The organism is Nocardia sp. NPDC059240 (assembly GCF_042753865.1).
Classification (GTDB): domain Bacteria; phylum Actinomycetota; class Actinomycetes; order Mycobacteriales; family Mycobacteriaceae; genus Nocardia.
Genome location: NZ_JBHZAC010000011.1, coordinates 1 through 19,793 on the forward strand (window position 1 = coordinate 1; position 19,793 = coordinate 19,793).

Consider the following 19,793-nt stretch of genomic DNA (forward strand, 5'->3'; position numbering starts at 1 on the left):
ACATTCACCTCAGCGAAGCGGGGGTGAATGTTGGCCATGCGAGCCAGCAGCCCTGCGCCGAAGGCGCAGGTAGGCGACGGTTTCCAGACCGATCTGATGCGATTCTGATCAGACGACGAATCCGATCAGGTCCGCATCAGAATCCGATCAGGTCCGCATCAGGACCGGATCGGAATTCTCGGCAATCGACTCAAGCAAGTACGGCAACGCTCTTGCCCAGGGAACCTGCAGCGGGTCCGCTGCGTCAGATCAGGTATGAACGACGAACGGAGACAACGAATTGCGCGTGCCGGCCTGAATCCCGATGACCCGGCCGACCGATGGCGGCTTCATCAGATCCGGATGCTGGTCATCCGCCTCATGCCGCCTGGTCACCAGCCGGGGTGCCGATGGCCGAACCCGCCTCGGCGCCGCCGATGACAGCACAAAATCTGCCCACCTCGATCCACACTCAAGGTCAGTAGTGCATCTGAACGAAATTTATACAGGCGCTATCCGATGCCGGTGGGTTCCACCTATATTCGCCGAGCCCCGTCATACGATCCGGACCGGACGTCCGCTCAGAGTGCAATCTGCCCCCACGCTCCAGGTTCATGTACTGCTCAGACGCAATTAACAGACCCAATGGTCTATTTTATCGTTCCTGTATCACCGGACTACAAACAAGGCCTTCTAGTACACTTCCAGTCTTGCAATCGACAACGTCGGGGATGCGTCCTCCCAGGCGGAACAACTATGCATATACAAAGGGGGTAAGGGTGGGATATCTCTACGAGAACAGCACCCCAGAGCGGTTTCAGCACCTCTGCCAGTCCTTGCTAATCAAGGACTATCCGCAACTTCAGTGCTTTCCCATTGGACAGCCCGACGGTGGTCGCGATGCATTGGATGCCCATACCAATACCGTGGTTCAGGTGAAGTTCAAGAGGTCTGATGATCCTGAGGCAGGAGCCGACTGGATGATCGCTGCACTCGAAGGAGAGCTGCCGAAAATTGAAAAGCTGATCTCGCGAGGTGCTCAGAGATACATAATCGCGACCAATGCGCGCGGCACCGCCCATCTTGACAGCGGAAAGATTGACCGGGTCCAGAGGTGGCTTGACCAGCATGTAGCCATACCCTCGGTTTGTTATTGGCGTGACGAAATAGATAGGCGCCTCGATGCAGCGGAGGCGTGTCTGAAGTTGAAATACTCAGAGATACTCACGCTCGAAGACGGTGTGAGCATCGTCTTCACCGACGCGCTCGAAATCGCCAATCAAAGGCGGGATGACGCCATCCATGCGTTCGTTCTAAAGCAATACAACGACGACTCGGAGATAAAGTTCAAGCAACTGGATTTGGTAAACGATCTTCTGAGCCTCTTCGTAGATGTGCCAGTTGCATTTATTGCAAAGGAGCGGCGACGAACTGTCGAAGGAATCGCCCCCCTCGCAGCCAACCCGTCGTACACAGTTCGGTCGACAGCGGCTGGATTTGAAGTTCTGGATATGGCACCGTCTGAACCGCGGCCGTTGACTAGTCTCGGGGCAGGGCGCCTCCTTCTTGAAATGAGCGGTGGATCCAGCGGCAGCCGGATCGTACTGGAAGGTGCGCCTGGGCAAGGAAAGTCGACACTGGCCCAGTTCGTATGCCAAATTCACAGAGCTAAGTTTTTGGGCCGATCAGAATTTCTCAACAGAGTCCCAAGCACGTATAAAGTAACGGCATTCAGGCTTCCAATTAAGATCGACCTTCGAGACTTCTCGAAGTTCCTTGAGGGGAAAAATCCATTCGATGTAGGAGAGTCGTCAAAGCAGCGCACACGCAGTCTGGAAGGGTTCATCGGAGATCTAATAGACTACGGATCTGGTGGTGTAACGCTTGAGACTCATGAGGTGCAGCAAATTCTCACCAAAGCTCCGGTCCTACTGTTTCTAGATGGGCTCGATGAGGTCGCTGATATCGCGATTCGAAGGAAGGTGGTGAAGCTTACAGGCGAATCGCTAACTCGACTTCATGAATTTGGTGCCGATCTACAAGTTATCGTCACGAGTCGCCCATCGGTGTTCGGGAAGGTCAACAACTTCAAGCGATATGGGTTCCTAGACTCGACGCTGACGAGCCTCGACAATCGTCGCATCAAACAATATGCAGACAAGTGGATATCGGCTAGGAAGCTTAAGCCTGCCGAAAGTGATGAAATAAGACAGATTCTGAGCGAGAAGCTCAAGCTTGAACATTTTCGCGAGCTTACCAAGAATCCTATGCAGCTTACCATTCTGCTCACGCTTATCAGGCAAGTCGGATACTCGTTACCTGATCAGCGAACGGAATTGTATGATAAGTATCTTGAGCTGTTCTTCATACGAGAGGCGGAGATCTCGCGGGTAATCCACGAGAACCGCGACGCTCTGATTGGTTTCGTGGAATTTCTTGCATGGTTTCTTCAGAGCAATGCTGAGTCAGAGGGCACTTCTGGAAGTATCTCAGAAGATGATCTTAAGGATCTCTCCCGAAGCTATCTGAAGGAGATGGGATACGCTGGAAACCTTGCCGACGACCTTTTTGGCGGAGGTCTTGAGAGAATTTATGTTCTCGTCGAACGCATTGAAGGATTGTTTGAGTTCGAAATACAGCCTCTGAGAGAGTATTTTTGCGCACATTACCTGTACATAACAGCCCCGACTCCCACCCATAGAAACGGGAACGTCAGTGGTGATCGGTCTCAAAGATTCGAGGCATTGGCAGCGAACCCATTTTGGTTGAACGTGACCCGATTCTATGCAGGATTTCACGTCCGTGGCGAACTTGGGAATATTTCATCCAGCTTGCGTGAGCTCATTGCATCGCCCAACTTGGCGGTATCGATCCATGTCCGTCGAGTTGGGCTCGCTCTTCTCCAGGATCGAATTTTCACCGGGAAGCGGTTCTGTCAAGAGGACGTTATCCGTTCAATATTTGACGAAATCGGACAGGCCATCTTTGGATTGGATGCTTACGGCGGTTCATTGCCGAGATTGGCGCCCGAATGTGGCCAGGAGATTGTGCGCGAAATCGTCGGTAAAAGAGTATTAAGAAGTACAGACGCCAGCGCACGGATATTCTCGCTTTGCCGACTCCTCGCGATAAATGGAGGCGATAAGCTTGAGGCTGACTTCATTCTTTCACTTGAGGGTCTGACGGGCGCTACTCGGACGAATCAGCTTCACAAGATGTTTCGTAGCGGGGCAGCTGATTCAATGACGGAAGAGCATATCTGGGGTCTGATCAACTCCGATAATCCGAACCAAATGGAAGTTGGCGAGCGGGTGCGGAGTGCCGCCGTTCAGCGTGACGGCAAGATTTTAGGATTATCTGTAGCAAGAAGGGCTCTGTCGAATGCGATTCTTGATGGAAAGTTGACGAGCGAGGGATTATTGGCGTCCTCCGATGATGAGATTCTAAATGTGCTATTGGTTACATTAGCAATTCCTCGGAGAGTGTCCCATTATGAGCGGATCGACCATCACACCTTCGCAAGCGTCCTTGAGCGGGGCGGGTTCGCCGATAGGAGCGTTACTCATTTTCTTCAAGATCGGTCCATAGCTACTTTCGCGAGAGATCTTTCCGAATCGGTCGGATACATATTCTCGTCCAGGAAATCGTCTCGTAGGTACTCGTTCAGTTTCAATGGATGGGACAGGATTTGCGAATCAGCTCGAAAATCATTCGGTGAACGGTGGGCTGTACGATCGCTGGCGATCAGGATTGCGGGTTTGAAGCCCGAAAATGAATTAATTGGTGAGGCAAGCCTATGGGATGAGAAAATCCCGTTATCTCGCCGAGTCAGATTCGCGCGAATGGCACGTGTCGACCATAACTGGTGGCTGCAACAATTGTCGGGAGCATCAACACGCGCCGATCGCATGTTTTGGGCTGGTGTAGTAATTTCCTGGGCAAGCGTTGCAAATTTAGAACAACTGAGTGCTGAGATCTCCCGGATCGTTGACGGTCTCCCGATCGATGAATTCCATTCTCTGCGATGGTCAACCATCGGCGCCGTCCACTTTGGTGGTATCAGAAATGATCGAAAGCGACAGCTTAAAATTGATCTGACGGTCTATTCGCCGCGGGCAGCTGTCCTCGTGGCGGTTGCTTTCGATGCTTCAGTAGAGAGCTGCAATTTTAGCGAGAAGCAACGCCGTACTACGGAGTTCAAAAGCTGGTTTAAATGGCGCTCCGAGTATGACTATCTAGCAGAGGCTATTGCCCCGAGGGATGAAAATGAAAAGCTTCAGCTAGTGATTCGAGATATCGAGCTATCGCGTGGAGAATGGCATGTTAGCCGGGTTTCAGAGGATCGAATCTTCGATTATGAGCCATCGTTGGAGGTTGCGACGAATGTCTTGCATGAAATTGACAAATATCCGGAGCGTATAGTTAGAGAGTGTGTGAACAGAATGGAAGGAAATTATAAGCCTGAGCCGCTGTCCCAGCTTGCCAAGAGGGCGAAATGGTCATTTGAATAGGGGTAATAACCGCACCACAAGAGCAGATTCTCCACCTCAGATTCGAGCCTGGGCGTAGCGGTCCCTACATTAGGGTCCGGGATGTAGCCAGAAAGTTCGATGATGTGGTAGTCGGGTACGGTTGCGTCGGGTAGCGAAGAGTCGGACTGTCAACTTAATATGCCGAAGTGGCGCAGCATCTTTCGGGGGTCTCTGAAGTTGCGGCGTCGTTTTGTCTAGTTGAGTTGGCAGTGACTCGGCAGGTTCTTGGTTCGAATTGCCGAATCTTGACGCCGCAGCTTCAAGACGAGAAGCACAGTCTCAACCTGGGCCGTCAGGACTGCATCTCCGAGATGTCCACGAACTTGACGTGCCCGTCACGGAAGACCAAGACACCCGTGTCGTCGCGATGCTTCGCCAGGGCCGCGATCAAGTCCCGGATCACAATCCCGGCTGCGTTCATCGACGGAACATCGCGAACCACCACCTCGTCGGAAGTGTCATCACCACGAATCCAGCGCACCTCGACCAGGATGTTCCGCGGTCCGTCTCCCGGGGCGTCGTATGGGCTGTGATCGTATGTCCTGAAGCCGATGACTTGATCAGCCCGCAACCACCAGCGCGACACTTCATGCCCGACCTGAACCCACAATGAGCCGCTCATATCGTCTCCCTGCTCGATCCAAAGCTTCTCGGCTACAAGACATCTCCAGACGTCCGCCGCCCGACGGGAATCAGTCGCAGATCCGCCGCGTCCAATCTGAGCATGAACGACACACGGCGACAACGAATCAAGCGAAGCGCCGGCGACCCCAACGATCGTGTCGAACGCTGGCGGCTCCACCAGATCCGCATGCTGCTCACTCACGACCAGGCCCAAATCGGTGCCCGTCCCGCAACGGTGACTGCGTCGACCTCAGCGTGCCCGAGGCCGACGCGAATCCGAACAGATCGAACGTGTGCCGTCCAGGCGGGGTTCCGCCGCCGGGGGATTGATCTCTTCGTCGTAGATTCGCAGTCCTTCGCCGATCTTGCCTGCGGCGTGCTCCAACTGCTCGGGCGTAAGGAACCGGCCACAGGTGGCCGCAGTGAGCAACTGGGCGCGCACCTGATCGAGGTTCATGCGGGCCCATTCCAGGCGAGACAGTTCCGGCATGATCACAACGATAACTCGAGTCGAACACACTTTCGATCGCAGGTCGGGGCACCGACAGATTGTGCGGACCGGTCCGCAACCCATGGATTGTCGGCGGGCGGGTCGCACCTCCCCCTGATCGATGTCACGCCGCCTGCCACACGTGACGCGGACACGACGCGATGGGAGCGAGGAGGACGACACGCCGACCAATCGAGACTCCGCTGGACGATCGAATGCCCCTCCAACTGGACCGGATCTGTCTCCCAAGCAGAACCCCTATGGTCCGTAACCGGCCATCAGGGGCACCGGCCACCTCACCCGAACTGCGCGTTCGGCGGACCACAGCAGCAAGATCGTGGTGGCCATTCGGTGGCCACACGCCATTCCCGGCGGCGAACAACGCCTGGTCACAGGGGGACTCGACGAACATGCCCAACGTGTGTGACGTGCGTAAACGATCCGGATGCGAATCTGGGGGTCAAGTGGTCGCAGGTTCAAATCCTGTCAGCCCGACCAAGAAAAATCCCCTCCGACCTCGGTCGGAGGGGATTTGCTTTATTTGATCAGCCGTCGATGGCGGCCGTTTGGGCGCCCCAAGATGCAGGAACAGCAGAACGCTGGCGCCGACGAACCACGCCACCATGGTGTGGTTGTGAAACAAACTGCTCAGTGAGGTTGAGTGTGCTTGGTAGTTGGGGGCGGGGCTGACCGCTCTCAGGTGCTCGGCTCGCTTTCGTTCCAGATGCGGTGGTAGCCCATCTGTCTCGTCGGCCAGATGAGCGCGCGCATGAACCGCTCTCCTTCCGACGGCATCACCACTCGATCATCGGCTTCCGAAGGGATGCCAGCCTCGAACCACTCCTGAAAGGGATAGCCCTGCTCGACATCGAAAACGGTGAGTGAGACACCGCCTTTCGGGTCCCAGCGGAACTCGGCGACACGCTGCAGCGGAGCTCCGCGCATGAATGAGTAGAGCCCGACGACCGTCGGTGCAGAGTCAGTCATCTTCCGGATTTTGTCATTGCCGAGAAGGGTCGGAACACCAGACGAGGTCCGCCGCTGTGAACTGCGGAAATTCTTGCGGGACTGTTGCGCTGGTGGTCGGTGGCCTCGCCGGCGGGGCACACCAGAAACTAGCACTCGCCCCCGAGATCGTCCGTCGCTGCGAACCACTGACCAGCTTCGTCGTGCTGCCGCGCCACTGGCTCGTGGAACGCACTCGCCTGGATATGCCTGCGCCGCAGATGTATTCGCGACTACGAACGCCAAGCTGATCGCCCCTGACCGGACCTCGCGGGCAAGTCAGCACACAAGCGCGGAGGCGGTGAACACCGCACGAAACCTCGTGTCCACAGTGTAGGTATACAGTAGTGAACTACAGTCACTCACCCAACACTCCAGCAACGAATAGACGCGCGACCAGCGGAGGCGGTGCGCGACAGCATCGAGTGACGGCGCGACTTCGCCGGCGGAGTCAGTAGCTAGGAGGATCGAATGCCCCGAAAGCCATTCCACGATTCCACCGGGAATACCAATCATCCCCTCCTATGGCCAGACCCCAGCCCACTGAGCAGTTGGTGGGACTACGTCATGGAGTCGCCGCACGGGGACCCTGTTCCGAAACCTCAGACCAGGGGCGCGCACGACCTGTAAAAACGGGCGGGGGTTTTGCGACTCGGCTCGGGTGGCAAGGTGGGGTCTGCGCTCTAGAATGCGGTCATGACGGGGAGGGATGTTCGTCGGAGTCGTGGGGCGCTCGTCGCGGTGGTCGCACTCGGGCTGTTGCTTATTGGGGTGGGGTGGTGGAGTGCGCGGCTGGCTGGAAGCAACTCAGGCCGGCTGAGAGTAGTGGCCGGGGAGGTGTGTTTGTGTGTTGCGCCGCCTACGCCACTGCAGCTGGCCGCGCGGGCGGATCTCGTTGTCGTGGGGACGATTACCGCTGAGAGAAGAGTCGGCGGGGGCGGTGGGGCGGATTACAGCGTTCGTGTTTCGCGAGTTCTGTTGCCCTCGGAGTCTGACGCGCTCACGGAGGTCAGTGTCCATGTCAGTGGGCGAAACAAGTGCTGTGAGGCTGACGGTCCGATTCCGATGGACTCCGAACAGGTGCTGTTTCTGGCTCGCAAAGACCCCGATACGTTCGTTGTCGCAGACGGTGGCTGGGGGCGAATGCCTGTGCGCGACAACGCCGTTTCATACCGAACTGATACTTCAGGCTCCGGTATCGAGACGATCGACGAGTTGGGCGCTCAGATCTCCGCTCCTGACCCCCGTGGTCCAGTTTTGCCCCACAAATGATCCTCCCCGAGTGGACCGAAGGGTGAACTGAACTATATGAACGGCAGTCGCTTTCGAGAGCAGGTCGGCTACTGCGCACAAGTTGCGGGTGGCCTGGTTGTCGGTGGGACAACCGTGGTCCGCTTCTATCCGATGCTCGATGCTCGGCTTCGGCAGGTGTTCGGCAGTGCGAACTCGCATGTGGTCGGCGGGAGCGGTGTCGAGATCGCAGGCTACTGGGCGGCTTGGTTGATTTCGTTCGGCGCACTGGTTGCGGTCGGGGTTGGGGTTTCGAGGATTGGTCGCATGCGGCTGTTTGGTGTCACGGCCACGACGTTCTTTGTTGTGTGGGGTGTGCCGATCTCTTTGCTTGTTATTGCTTTCGACTTCGGCGGGGCACCCAGCCCGAGTTGATTGATATCCAGCCAGACGGAGTGGTTTGAGGGTCTCCGTCTGGCAAGCCGCTGGTTAGAAGTGGCCGGATTGGTCGAGGGCCTGTTGGGCCTGGTTTGTTGCGTGGCGTTTGGCTTCTTCTCGGTCCCAGGCGTCCAGGCCCTTGGTTTCGAAGAGTTTGTCGCATTCGGCGGCGGCGAAGCCGGCGAGGAGTTCCTTGGCCAGGGCGTGGGAGGCGGGTTTGCCGTTTGCGGCGCAGTGGTTTTCGTAGGCCTTCATGGCTTCGAATCCGGCTGCGCCGCCGATCAGTTCGTGGGACAGCTTGGCTTTGTGGTCTTCGTTGTTGGGGTCGATGTTGTAGACCTGGTCGCGTTTGGCGCTGTCGTTGTCGAAGAAGTCGAACAGGCCCATGGGGTTCCTCCTGAGCGTTCAGCTGCCGGTATACCGGTGCGTCAGAGACTCTTTGGAAGGTAACACCATCGGCGAGGTGACTCGCCGATTTCCCTGGCGGACAACATCATTCGAACCGACCGGTTGGCAAGACTCCGAACTTGCCGACACTCGACCAGCGAGCCCCCTACGCCCGGATCAGGGATGCTGCTAGGTTGCTGTTCCGTCGATCGTCGGTCGTGAGACAGACAAATGCTCAGCGGCGTAGCGGGCGATGGTGCTGGCTTGGCGGGCTTGGGCTTCCGGGTGGGCGGTGTGTTGGTCAAGCGTCTGGTGGATGCGGTCGAAAGCGGCAGCCGCGTTGGTTACCGCTCGGCGCAGCGTCGCGATGTAATCGATGAGGTCGGCGATTTCGTCGGTGGTGAAGGTGAGTTGTGGGTGGTCGTCGCCGGTCACGATCGCTTCGGCGGCGGACTCCGCCCAGCGGGAGTGCAGTACGTCGAGAATGTCGGTCACTCGGGATCCCCTTCTACACGAACGCGCCGTCGTAGACAGATCTAAACGAATACGTACGAGTAACCCCCTATCGGGGTGGTCGCCGGGCACGGCGACGGTGCAGACTACCCGGGACCGGCAGTCGCAACGTTGCCCGACCGGGTCAAATGCGACGCTATGGAGGGAGCAGGCGGTGTTCAGCCGTATTGCCATCGTTAACCGCGGAGAGGCCGCGGTCCGACTTATTCATGCTGTTCGGGATCTCGCGGCAGAGACTGGACTCACCATCCAGACCATCGCTCTGCACACCGATGTCGATCGGAACGCGACGTTCGTGCGCGAGGCCGACGTCGCCTACGATCTCGGACCCGCATCGGCCCGCCCGTACCTGGATCTGAAGGTACTCGAGCAGGCGCTGAGGACGACCAAGGCCGATTCCGCCTGGGTGGGCTGGGGTTTCGTCGCCGAGGATCCGGCGTTCGCGGAGCTGTGCGAGGAGATCGGGGTGACCTTCATCGGTCCGAGCCCCGACGCCATGCGCAAGCTGGGCGACAAGATCGGCGCCAAGCTGCTGGCCGAAGAGGTCGGTGTGCCGGTCGCGCCGTGGAGCCGCGGCGGTGTCGACACCGTCGAGGCCGCGGTGACCGCCGCCGAGGAGATCGGCTACCCGCTCATGCTGAAGGCGACCGCCGGTGGTGGCGGACGCGGTATCCGCATGATCACCAACGAGGCCGAGCTGGTCGACGCCTACGAGCGCACCCGGCAGGAAGCGGCCCGCGCCTTCGGTAGCGGCATCGTGTTCCTGGAGCGCCTGGTCACCGGCGCCCGCCACGTCGAGGTGCAGGTGATCGCCGACGGGCAGGGCACCGCGTGGGCGCTGGGCGTGCGCGACTGCTCGGTGCAGCGGCGCAATCAGAAGGTCATCGAGGAATCCGCCTCGCCGGTGCTGCGTCCCGAGCAGGTCGCCGATCTGAAGGCGTCGGCCGAGCGGCTGGCGATCGCGGTCGGTTACCGCGGCGCGGCCACGGTCGAATTCCTCTACCACCCCGGTGACGAGCTGTTCGCCTTCCTCGAGGTCAACACCCGCCTCCAGGTCGAGCATCCGATCACCGAGTCCACCACCGGTTTCGACCTGGTGCGCGCGCAGTTGATGGTTGCCTCGGGCCACAAGCTCGAGGGCGAGCCCCCGGCCGAACGCGGCCACGCCATCGAGGCCCGGCTCAACGCCGAGGACCCGGACCGCGACTTCGCGCCCGCCCCGGGCCGCATCGCCCGCCTGGATCTGCCCGCGGGCCCGGGCATTCGCGTCGACACCGGCGTCAGCGAGGGTGACACCATCCCCGCCGATTTCGACTCCATGATCGCGAAAATCATTGCCTACGGCCGCAATCGCGGCGAGGCGCTGGGCCGGTTGCGCCGCGCTATGGCCCAGACCCGGGTCGTCATCGAGGGCGGCTCGACCAACAAGAGCTTCGTCCTGGATCTGCTCGACCAGCCCGAGGTGATCGACGGCAGCGCCGACACCGGCTGGATCGACCGGGTCCGCGCGCAGGGTCGGCTGGTCTCGCATCGCCATTCGGCGATCGCGGTGGCCCTGGCCGGCATCGACGCCTACGAGGAAGAGGAGCAGGCCGAACGCGAGCGCCTGCTGTCCACCGCGGCCGGTGGCCGTCCCCAGGTGCAGCATCAGAGCGGTCGCCCGCACGAGCTGAAGTTGCGCGGTGTCAGCTACCGGGTGCGTGTCGCGCGCATCGGCGCGCACCGCTTCCGGATCGGCATCGAGGCGGGCGGCGAAATGCGCGCCGCCGACGTGGATCTCGAGCGTTTCGACAGCCACACCGGGCAGATCGTGGTGAACGGCACCCGATTCCGCGTGGTCACCGACACTCACGGCCCGGTGCACCTGGTCGATGTGGAGGGCGTGACGCATCGCATCAGCCGCGACGAGGGCGGCGTCGTCCGCTCCCCCGCTCCCGCGCTGGTGGTTGCCACCCCGCTCGCGGTCGGCGACGAGGTCGAGGCGGGCGCTCCGGTGCTGGTGCTCGAGTCCATGAAGATGGAAACGGTGCTGCGCGCACCGTTCCGGGCCCGGCTCAAGGAATGCGCGGTCATGGTCGGCTCCCAGGTGGAGACCGGCGCGCCGCTGCTGCGGCTCGAGCCGCTGACCGACGACGAGGAGGCCGACGACACCGCGGAAACCGGTGCCGCCGAACTCGATCTGCCCGGCGTGCTCGCACCGATCCGCTCGCAGGATGCCATGACCCGCAGCCTGCAGGACCTGCGCAGCCTGCTGCTCGGCTTCGATGTGGACCCGCACGAGGAACAGCGGGTGCTCGAGGACTACCTGGCCGTGCGTCGCGGCGCGGTCGCCGACAACCGCCGGCCGCTCGCCGAAGAGATCGAACTCGTGCAGGTGTTCGCCGATCTCACCGAGCTCAGCCACAACCGGTCGTGGGACGACGACGGCGTGCAGGGCCATGTGCACAGCGCCCGCGAGTTCTTCCACGGCTATCTGCAGAGCCTCGACGTCGAACGGGCCGGACTGCCGGAGTCGTACCGCGCCAAGCTCGCCAAGGCGCTCGCGCACTACGGTGTCACCGAACTGGATCGCTCCCCCGACCTCGAGTCCGCGGTCTTCCGGATCTTCCTGGCCCAGCAGCGTCCCGCCGACACCGCCACCGTCATCACCGCGCTGCTGCGCGAGTGGCTGGCCGAGCCGGGACCCGACCGGGCGTTGCGTGAGCCGGTCGGCCTGGCACTGGAACGTCTGGTGACCGCGACCCAGGTGCGTTTCCCGGGTCTCGCCGACCTGGCGCGTGGTGTGGCCTACGCCTGGTACGCGCATCCGCTGCTGCGCCGCAACCGCGCCCGCGTGTACACCACCGTGCGCAAGCATCTGAGTTTCCTTGACGCACAGCCGGATACCGCCGAGCGCACCGAGCGCATCGCGGACATGGTGCGCGCCACCGAACCGCTGGTGCGGCTGCTCGGCCAGCGTCTGGTGCGCGGGGCCACGGACAACACCGCCATGTTGGAGGTGCTGACCCGCCGCTACTACGGCAACAAGGACCTCGCGAATGTGCGCACCGAGGAGGCGGGCGGGCACGCCTTCGTCGTCGCGGAGCGCCGCGGCGTGAATCTGGTGTCGGCCGCGGTGAGTTTCGACGAGCTCGAGACGGTCGTGCGCGGTCTGGCACAGGTGGCGCACGGTGCCGCCTCGGTCGAGGCGGATATCTACCTCAGCTGGGAGAAGCAGCCCGACAACTTCGAGGCGATGGCGGCGGCGCTGCAGGAAGCTCTTGTCGCGCATCCGCTTCCGGATCAGGTGCACCGGATCACCTGCACGGTGGCGGGCAGCGGCGGTGCGGTCATGCACCACCACTTCACCTTCCGGCCCGCGACCACCGGCATGTCCGAGGAGCGGCTCATCCGCGGCCTGCATCCCTACATCGCCCAGCGCATGCAGATGCGTCGACTGCGCAAGTTCGACCTCACCCGCTTGCCGTCCTCCGATGACGAAGAGGTGTACCTGTTCCGCGCGGTCGCCAAGGAGAACCCGAACGACGACCGGCTCATCGTGTTCGCGCAGGTGCGTGACCTGGCCGCGCTGCGCGAGCAGGACGGCCGGTTGCTGGTGCTGCCGAGCGCGGAGAGCACCATCGCCACCTGCCTCGACTCGCTGCGGCGGGCGCAGGCGCAGCGGCCGTCGGCCAAGCGTTTCAACACCAACCGGATCGTCATGTACATCTGGCCGGTGGTCGATGTCACCCGGACCGAGCTGGAGAAGGTGATCGGCGGGCACGTGCTGCCGATGACCCAGGGCGCGGGGCTCGAGGAGATCCTGCTGATCGCGCGTCAGCGCGACCCCGAGACCGAGGAACTGACCAAGATTGCGGTGCGGATCTCGTTCGACACCACCGGTTCCATCATCGTGAGTGTCGATGAGCGGACCGATGATCCGGTCGAGCCGCTCGACGAGTACCGGCAGAAGGTGTTGCGGGCCGGTAGCCGCAATACCGTCTACCCGTACGAATTGACCGGTCTGCTGGGCGATTTCAGTGAGTACGACCTGGACGAGAACCACGTGCTGGTGCCGGTGGATCGCCCCAAGGGCCACAACAAGGCCGCGCTCGTGGCCGGTGTGGTCACCAGCGCGACCGAGCGGCATCCCGGCGGCATCAAGCGCGTCGCGTTGCTCGGCGATCCGACCAAATCCCTTGGCGCGCTGTCGGAACCGGAGTGCCGCCGAGTGATCGCCGCGCTCGATCTGGCCGAGCAGCTGCAGGTCCCGCTGGAGTGGTACGCACTGTCCTCGGGTGCGCGCATCTCGATGCAGTCCGGCACCGAGAACATGGACTGGGTCGCGGCCGCGCTCAAGCGGATCGTCGAGTTCACCCAGGACGGCGGCGAGATCAATATCGTGGTCAACGGCATCAATGTCGGTGCGCAGCCGTACTGGAACGCCGAGGCGACCATGCTCATGCACACCAAGGGTGTGCTGATCATGACGCCGGAATCGACCATGGTGCTGACCGGCAAGCAGGCGCTGGACTTCTCCGGCGCGGTCTCGGCCGAGGACAACTTCGGCATCGGCGGCTACGACCGCGTCATGGGCCCCAACGGCCAGGCGCAGTACTGGGCGCCGAATCTGCTTGCCGCCCGGGACATCCTGATGGCCCACTACGACTACACGTATGTGGCGCCGGGTGAGTCCGGACCGCGACGCGTGCGTTCGGCCGACCCGCTCGACCGCGACGTCTCCGATTTCCCGCACGTGATCGAGGGCAGCGATTTCACCACCGTCGGTGAGATCTTCTCCGCGACCCACAACCCGGATCGCAAGAAGCCCTTCGACATTCGCACCGTGATGCGGGCGCTGGCCGACCAGGACCACCGGGTGCTGGAACGCTGGGCGGGCATGGCCGATGCCGAGACCGCGGTCGTCTTCGACGCTCGTCTCGGCGGAATTCCGGTGTGCCTGTTGGGCATCGAGTCCCGCAGCGTGCCGCGGCGCGGCTTCCCGGCCACCGACGGCCCGGACACCTACACCGCTGGCACCTTGTTCCCGCAGTCGTCCAAGAAGGCGGCCCGGGCGATCAACGCGGCCAGCGGCAACCGCCCGCTGGTGGTGCTGGCCAACCTGTCCGGCTTCGACGGCTCCCCGGAGTCGATGCGCAAGGTGCAGCTCGAGTACGGCGCCGAAATCGGCCGCGCCATCGTCAATTTCGACGGCCCGATCGTGTTCTGTGTCATCTCCCGCTACCACGGTGGCGCGTTCGTGGTCTTCTCGAAGGCCCTGAACTCGAACATGACGGTGCTCGCACTGGAAGGCTCCTTCGCCTCGGTCCTCGGTGGCGCCCCCGCCGCCGCGGTCGTGTTCTCCGGAGAAGTCAACGCCCGCACCGCCTCCGACCCGCGGGTGAAGGATTTCGAGGCCCGCGCCGCCACCGCGTCGGGCACCGACCGCGCGATCATCACCGCCGAACGCGACGAACTCCGCTCCTCGGTCCGCGCCGAGAAGCTCGGCGAGGTAGCCGCCGAATTCGACCGCGTTCACAACATCCAGCGAGCGGTCCAGGTCGGTTCGGTCGACGCCATCATCAGCGCCGCCGAACTGCGCCCCCGCATCATCGAGGCGATCGAAACCGGCCTCACCCGCTGACCCGGCTCCACCGAGCAACGCCCCGGCAGGACACCCTGCCGGGGCGTTGCCCTTTTCCTCCGCGGTTCGAAGGAATAGACGATTCGGCGGACACCGGGTATCCGCGCACGCCGATTCGGCCACTGTGGCCCGGGTCTCTTTGCGGCAGATTAACTGCGAAACCACCAAGGTCACGCGCAGGGAGTTGATTCGGATGAGTCTCGGGGCAGGGGTCGGCATGTTGGACCAGGATCGGATGCGGGGCGCGGTGCGGCTCGAGTTCGTTCCCGGGGCACGGCCGCCCGGCGCACGGTTGATCTCGCGGGGTGACGGGCCGTCGCTGACCGAGTTGATCGGGATCTTCTCCGCGCTGGGCCTGCACGTCACCACCCATGAGGTGGGCAGCGACGGCGAGCATCTGTTCACGTTTCGCGCCGGCGGTGCCGAGCTGACCGACCCGATGGCCGAGCGGCTGGCCGAGGCGTTCCTGGCCGCCGTCGCGGGTGAGTTCGAGATCGACGGCTACACCGGGTTGATCGCGACCGCCGGACTGACCTGGCGCGAGGCCGTCCTGGTGCGGGCGAGCTGCCGCTATCTGCGGCAGGCGGGTCTGCCGCTGGGTGGGCCGACGATCACCGAAATCCTCACCGGCCATCCGGATTTCGTGCGCGCGTTCGTGGCACTGTTCAGTGCCCGTTTCGATCCGGCGCACCTGGATCGCGCCGAGGCGGTCGAACGGGCCGAGGCGGAGGTGCGGCGTCAGCTCGAGGCCGCGACCACCCGGCCTGAGGATCAACTGCTGCGCGGTCTGCACACCTTCTGCATGGCGCTGTTGCGTACCAACTGGTTCCAGCCGGGCCGCGCGGTGGCCGCATTCAAGCTCGACCCCTCGATGTTGTCGGTCTCCGGCCCGATCACCCCGTACCGCGAGATCTTCGTGCACTCGACGCGGGTGGAGGGCAGTCACGTCCGCGGCGGGGCGATTGCGCGCGGCGGGCTGCGCTGGTCGGATCGCGTGGATGATTTCCGCACCGAGGTGCTGGCGTTGATGAAGACCCAGACGGTGAAGAATTCGGTCATCGTCCCGATGGGCGCGAAGGGCGCGTTCGTGGTGCGTCGCGGCAGCGCCGATCCGGCCGCGGTCGAGTACGCGTATGCGGCGTTCATCGGCGGGCTGCTGGACGTCACCGACAATTTGGTCGACGGCGTCCACACTCCGCCCGCGGCCACGGTCGCCTACGACGACCCGGATCCGTACCTGGTGGTGGCGGCCGACAAGGGCACCGCGCGATTCTCGGATCTGGCGAATTCCCTTGCGGTGGCCCGTGGTTTCTGGCTCGGTGACGCGTTCGCCTCGGGCGGGTCGACCGGATACGACCACAAGGCGCTGGGGATCACCGCGCGTGGCGCGTGGCGTTCGATTCGCGGACACTTCGCCGAACTCGGCATCGATCCGGACACCCAGCCGTTCACCGTGACCGGTATCGGCGATATGTCCGGTGACGTATTCGGCAACGGCATGCTGGAGACCGAATGCGTGCGCCTGGTCGCCGCCTTCGACCATCGGCACATCTTCCTCGATCCGAATCCGGATCCGCTGCTGTCGCACCGGGAACGCACCCGCCTGGCCGCGCTGGAACGCAGCGACTGGGCCGACTACGACCCGGCCCTCATCTCCGAGGGCGGCGGTGTCTGGCCGCGCTCGGCGAAAACCGTGCCGCTGTCGGCACAGGTACAGCGGCTGCTGGGCGTCACGGCAACGGAAATGACCGCGCCGGAACTGATTCGGGCGATGCTGTGCGCCGAGGTCGATCTGCTCTTCAACGGCGGCATCGGCACCTATGTGCGCGCCCGGGGCGAACTCGACGCCGACGTCGCCGACCCCGCCAATGACGAAGTGCGGGTGACCGCCGATCAGCTGCGCTGCCGGGTGATCGGCGAGGGCGGCAACCTCGGCCTCACCCAGCGGGCTCGCATCGAATTCGCCGTCGGGGGCGGCAAGGTGAACGCCGACTTCATCGACAATGCGGGCGGCGTGGCCACCTCCGACCGCGAGGTGAATCTCAAGATCGCGCTGAATGGTGCGGTGGCGGAGGGCCTTTCGACGGTCGCCGAGCGCGACGAACTGCTCGCCGCCGAGGCCGACACGGTGGTGGCCGCGGTGCTCGCCGACTGCGATGCGCAGGCGCTGGCCATCAGCTTGGCCGAGGCGCACGCGCCCTTCCTCATCGACCGGCACGGCCGCCTGATCGAGAACCTGGAGCGGGCGACCGGTCTGGATCGTGCCGCCGAATTCCTGCCCGCTCCGGCCGAACTCGCGGCCCGGCAGCGCGCGGGGCAGGGCCTGGTCCGCCCGGAGATCGCGGTGCTGCTGGCCACGGCCAAGAATCTGGTCCGCGACGAACTGCTGGCCTCCGACGCACCGCACGATCCGGTGGTCGCGGGCCTGCTGACGGGATACTTCCCCGAGCGCGTCCGCACCCGACTGGGTGCGGACCGGCTGACCGCACACCCGGTCGCCCGCGAGATCATCGCGGTGTCCGCGGCCAACCGAGTGATCAACCGGGTCGGCCCCGGCCTGATCCATCGACTCGAGGAGCGCCTCGGCGTCGGCACCCCGCAGATCGTGCTGGCCTGCACCGTCGTCGACGCGGTGCTGGAGGTGGATCGCTGGTGGCGTGAGGCCCTCGCCCTGCCGGGCGTCTCGCCGCAGGTTCGCATGAGCGTGCTCAAGGGCATTCAGGATGCCGTCGAGCACGCCGTCGCCTGGCTGCTGACCCATCGCTCGGCCGGCACCTGGTCCGCCGAGATCGAGCACCACGCACCGCTGGTCGCCGAATTGACCGCGGTACTCCCCCGCCCCGGCGGCCACCCGGGCCGCAACCTGGCGAACCTGCGCCTGCTCTCGCAGGCGCTTCCGCTCAGCGATACCGCCCGCCGCACCGGACTACCGGTGGCCCTCGTCGCCCAGACCTACAGGGAATTGGGCGAATCGGTCGGGCTGGACCGGCTGGCGACAGCATTCGCGGCCCTCCGCACCGCCGACCACTGGGAGACCCTGGCCGCCACCGTCCTGGCCGAGGAACTCCAATCCCGTTGGCACACACTGGTGGCCGCGGTGCTCACCGATGCCACCGCCGACGACGAGGTCCGCGACCATGTCGCCCGCTGGAAGGACACCCCCGCCGCCCGCCACCTGACCGACCTGGTCGGTCAGCTACACCGCTCCGGCACAGTCGATATCGCCCGGCTGTGCGTCGTCAACGCCGAGTTGGCCGCGGCCGCGGTCACCGGCTGACGTGCTGCCACCGTCCGGACCGCGGCAGCAGTTACCTGCTGCCCGGCCCGGCCAGGGCTCAGGGTGCTGCCCGACTGCGGCCGCCATCACCGAGGGTGACCCGCCGCCGCGGCGGTCACCGGCGGGCGATGATCGCGAGTAGCAGTTCGGCGCGCACGAGCGCCTGATCGAGTCGGCAGCCGAGGACCGATTCGATCTTGGCTACTCGGCTGCGCAACGTATGCCGGTGTACGCCAAGGGTATTGGCGGCCGCTTCCCATTGTCCGTGCGCCTCGAGGTAGACCCGCAGGGACGTGATCAGGTCGGTGCCCTGACGCTCGTCGTAGTCGACGAGGGGCTGGAGCATGGCCTCGGACACCGCACCGAGCACGCGGCGGGCCTCCGGAAACGCCAGCAGCGCATGACCTGCCGACGCCGCGAGTTCGAGCGGGCGGGTCCCGGGTACGGCGGCGGAGGCAGCCAGGTCGGCGTGCTCCACCGCCGCGGTGAAGCGGCGCAACGGGTGTGCGGCGCTGAGTCCGGCGCGCATCGTGGCCCGCACCGGTGCGGGCAGCTCGTCGAGGAGCTGTCCGGCCGTGTCGTCGGAGTCGGATCCGCCCAGCAGCACCGCGACCCGATCCCCCGCGACATGCGCGAACAGCTGCCGGTTGAGCGAACGCAGGTGCGTGTCAACGGTTTCCAGCGCCTCGGCGGCGTCGTCCGGGGAGGCGCACCACAGGACGAGGGCGCGGACGCGGCCGGTGCGGTCGGCGGCGGTGGCGAGCAACTGCCACATGATGTCGGGATCACCCGGCTCGGCCAGCAGCATGCCCATGGCCTGGGCGTTCAACCGATTCTGTGCGATGCGCAGCCGGGCGGGCTTCTCGAAGTCGATGGCGAGCAGTGAGCTGGCGTGCCCGAGCAGGACCTGATCGACGGAACTCAGCACGGCGTCGGTCACCACGGCGAGGTGCCCGTGCACGGTCTGACCCGCCGTAATGGCTTGCAGCGCAAGGTATTGCCCGGATCCGATCTGCAGGGCTCCGCTGCGCGCGCCGTCGCCGCCGGCGCCCAGAAACTCTTCGATCCGTTCGAGGATCCCCGCGGCGGGCTTGCGCGGTTGCGCCTCGGACAGTGTCCCGTCCGCGCCGATGACCAGCACGGTCGCCGAGAGCGCGGCCGCCAGCTCCTTGCTCACCGCCCGTGCCCCCTGAATGGCGGCCCGGGTCATGCGCGGCTGCGCCCGCGAAGCGCGCAGCACCTTCTCGTACTCCTGGTCGGCGAGCCGTTGCATGACCTTTTTGGTGATGGCCCCGAAGGGCGTCGGCAGCGACACCTCGAACAGCGGCAGTCCGAGCCGATCGGCGGCCTCGATCAGTTCCTCGGGCACGGTCTCGTAGGACAGTCCGATACCGAACCCGACCCCCGCGATCCCGACCGCGTGCAGGTCCTCCAAATACCGCTGCCGGTCCGCGCGACTGAGCGGCAACCCCAGTCCGGTGGTGAGGACCAGCTCTCCGCCGGACATCCACTGTTGCGGTTCGGCGAGCTCGGAGGTGAGTACGAGGGTGATGCCCCGGCCGAGGCCGTCACCGCCGCCCCGCAGGACCAACCCCAGCTCGGGTTGGGACAGTACCCATCGGACCGGGATTCCCGAGTTCACAGCTCTCCCATGGCTAACTGGACAGATTGTCGAAACCACATTCTGCCGACTTG

At 63.5% G+C, this 19,793-nt stretch carries 10 protein-coding genes; 4 read left to right on the top strand and 6 right to left on the bottom strand.

All coding sequences use genetic code 11. From position 1 onward, the window contains the following. Positions 1-914 precede the first annotated feature (914 nt). On the top strand, positions 915-4,490 hold the full coding sequence (locus tag ACFXHA_RS34015; RefSeq protein ID WP_379363474.1) for an NACHT domain-containing protein: 3,576 nt from the start codon (positions 915-917) through the stop codon (positions 4,488-4,490). A 313-nt stretch (positions 4,491-4,803) separates the two neighbouring features. Here ACFXHA_RS34015 and ACFXHA_RS34020 read toward each other — a convergent pair whose 3' ends face one another. The 3 genes from ACFXHA_RS34020 to ACFXHA_RS34030 form a co-directional block, all read right to left on the bottom strand. Then, positions 4,804-5,337: a hypothetical protein gene (locus ACFXHA_RS34020; RefSeq protein WP_379363476.1), complete on the bottom strand. Its 534-nt coding sequence runs from the start codon at positions 5,335-5,337 to the stop codon at positions 4,804-4,806. 48 nt (positions 5,338-5,385) lie between these two features. Continuing rightward, entirely contained in the window at positions 5,386-5,625 is a 240-nt protein-coding gene (locus ACFXHA_RS34025; RefSeq protein WP_379363478.1) for a DUF6374 family protein, read from the bottom strand. Between the two features lie 696 nt (positions 5,626-6,321). Continuing rightward, the gene (locus tag ACFXHA_RS34030; protein ID WP_379363480.1) at positions 6,322-6,612 is read right to left on the bottom strand and encodes a hypothetical protein; all 291 of its coding nucleotides are present in this window, start codon (positions 6,610-6,612) and stop codon (positions 6,322-6,324) included. Positions 6,613-7,938: 1,326 nt separating this feature from the next. On the opposite strand from ACFXHA_RS34030, the gene ACFXHA_RS34035 reads away from it, so the two are divergent. Further along, positions 7,939-8,295: a hypothetical protein gene (locus ACFXHA_RS34035; protein ID WP_379363482.1), complete on the top strand. Its 357-nt coding sequence runs from the start codon at positions 7,939-7,941 to the stop codon at positions 8,293-8,295. Between the two features lie 54 nt (positions 8,296-8,349). Here ACFXHA_RS34035 and ACFXHA_RS34040 read toward each other — a convergent pair whose 3' ends face one another. Together ACFXHA_RS34040 and ACFXHA_RS34045 are read right to left on the bottom strand one after the other, a co-directional pair. Next, on the bottom strand, positions 8,350-8,685 hold the full coding sequence (locus ACFXHA_RS34040; protein WP_379363484.1) for a DUF3759 domain-containing protein: 336 nt from the start codon (positions 8,683-8,685) through the stop codon (positions 8,350-8,352). 189 nt (positions 8,686-8,874) lie between these two features. Then, positions 8,875-9,180, bottom strand: a complete 306-nt coding sequence (locus ACFXHA_RS34045; protein WP_379363486.1) for a hypothetical protein — start codon at positions 9,178-9,180, stop codon at positions 8,875-8,877. 172 nt (positions 9,181-9,352) lie between these two features. Between ACFXHA_RS34045 and ACFXHA_RS34050 the strand changes: the two genes are divergently transcribed. Together ACFXHA_RS34050 and ACFXHA_RS34055 are read left to right on the top strand one after the other, a co-directional pair. Next, positions 9,353-14,821: a carboxyl transferase domain-containing protein gene (locus ACFXHA_RS34050; RefSeq protein ID WP_379363487.1), complete on the top strand. Its 5,469-nt coding sequence runs from the start codon at positions 9,353-9,355 to the stop codon at positions 14,819-14,821. 193 nt (positions 14,822-15,014) lie between these two features. Continuing rightward, entirely contained in the window at positions 15,015-18,098 is a 3,084-nt protein-coding gene (locus ACFXHA_RS34055; RefSeq protein WP_379363489.1) for an NAD-glutamate dehydrogenase domain-containing protein, read from the top strand. Between the two features lie 115 nt (positions 18,099-18,213). Here ACFXHA_RS34055 and ACFXHA_RS34060 read toward each other — a convergent pair whose 3' ends face one another. Next, on the bottom strand, positions 18,214-19,740 hold the full coding sequence (locus tag ACFXHA_RS34060; RefSeq protein WP_379363491.1) for a PucR family transcriptional regulator: 1,527 nt from the start codon (positions 19,738-19,740) through the stop codon (positions 18,214-18,216). Positions 19,741-19,793: the final 53 nt, after the last annotated feature.

Excerpts from the sequence above, each read along its gene's own strand:
- ACFXHA_RS34040 (WP_379363484.1), bottom strand. The coding sequence starts at position 8,685 with ATGGGCCTGTTCGACTTCTTCGACAACGACAGCGCCAAACGCGACCAG.
- ACFXHA_RS34025 (WP_379363478.1), bottom strand. The coding sequence starts at position 5,625 with ATGCCGGAACTGTCTCGCCTGGAATGGGCCCGCATGAACCTCGATCAG.
- ACFXHA_RS34035 (WP_379363482.1), top strand. The coding sequence starts at position 7,939 with ATGAACGGCAGTCGCTTTCGAGAGCAGGTCGGCTACTGCGCACAAGTT.
- ACFXHA_RS34055 (WP_379363489.1), top strand. The coding sequence starts at position 15,015 with ATGAGTCTCGGGGCAGGGGTCGGCATGTTGGACCAGGATCGGATGCGG.
- ACFXHA_RS34030 (WP_379363480.1), bottom strand. The coding sequence starts at position 6,612 with ATGACTGACTCTGCACCGACGGTCGTCGGGCTCTACTCATTCATGCGC.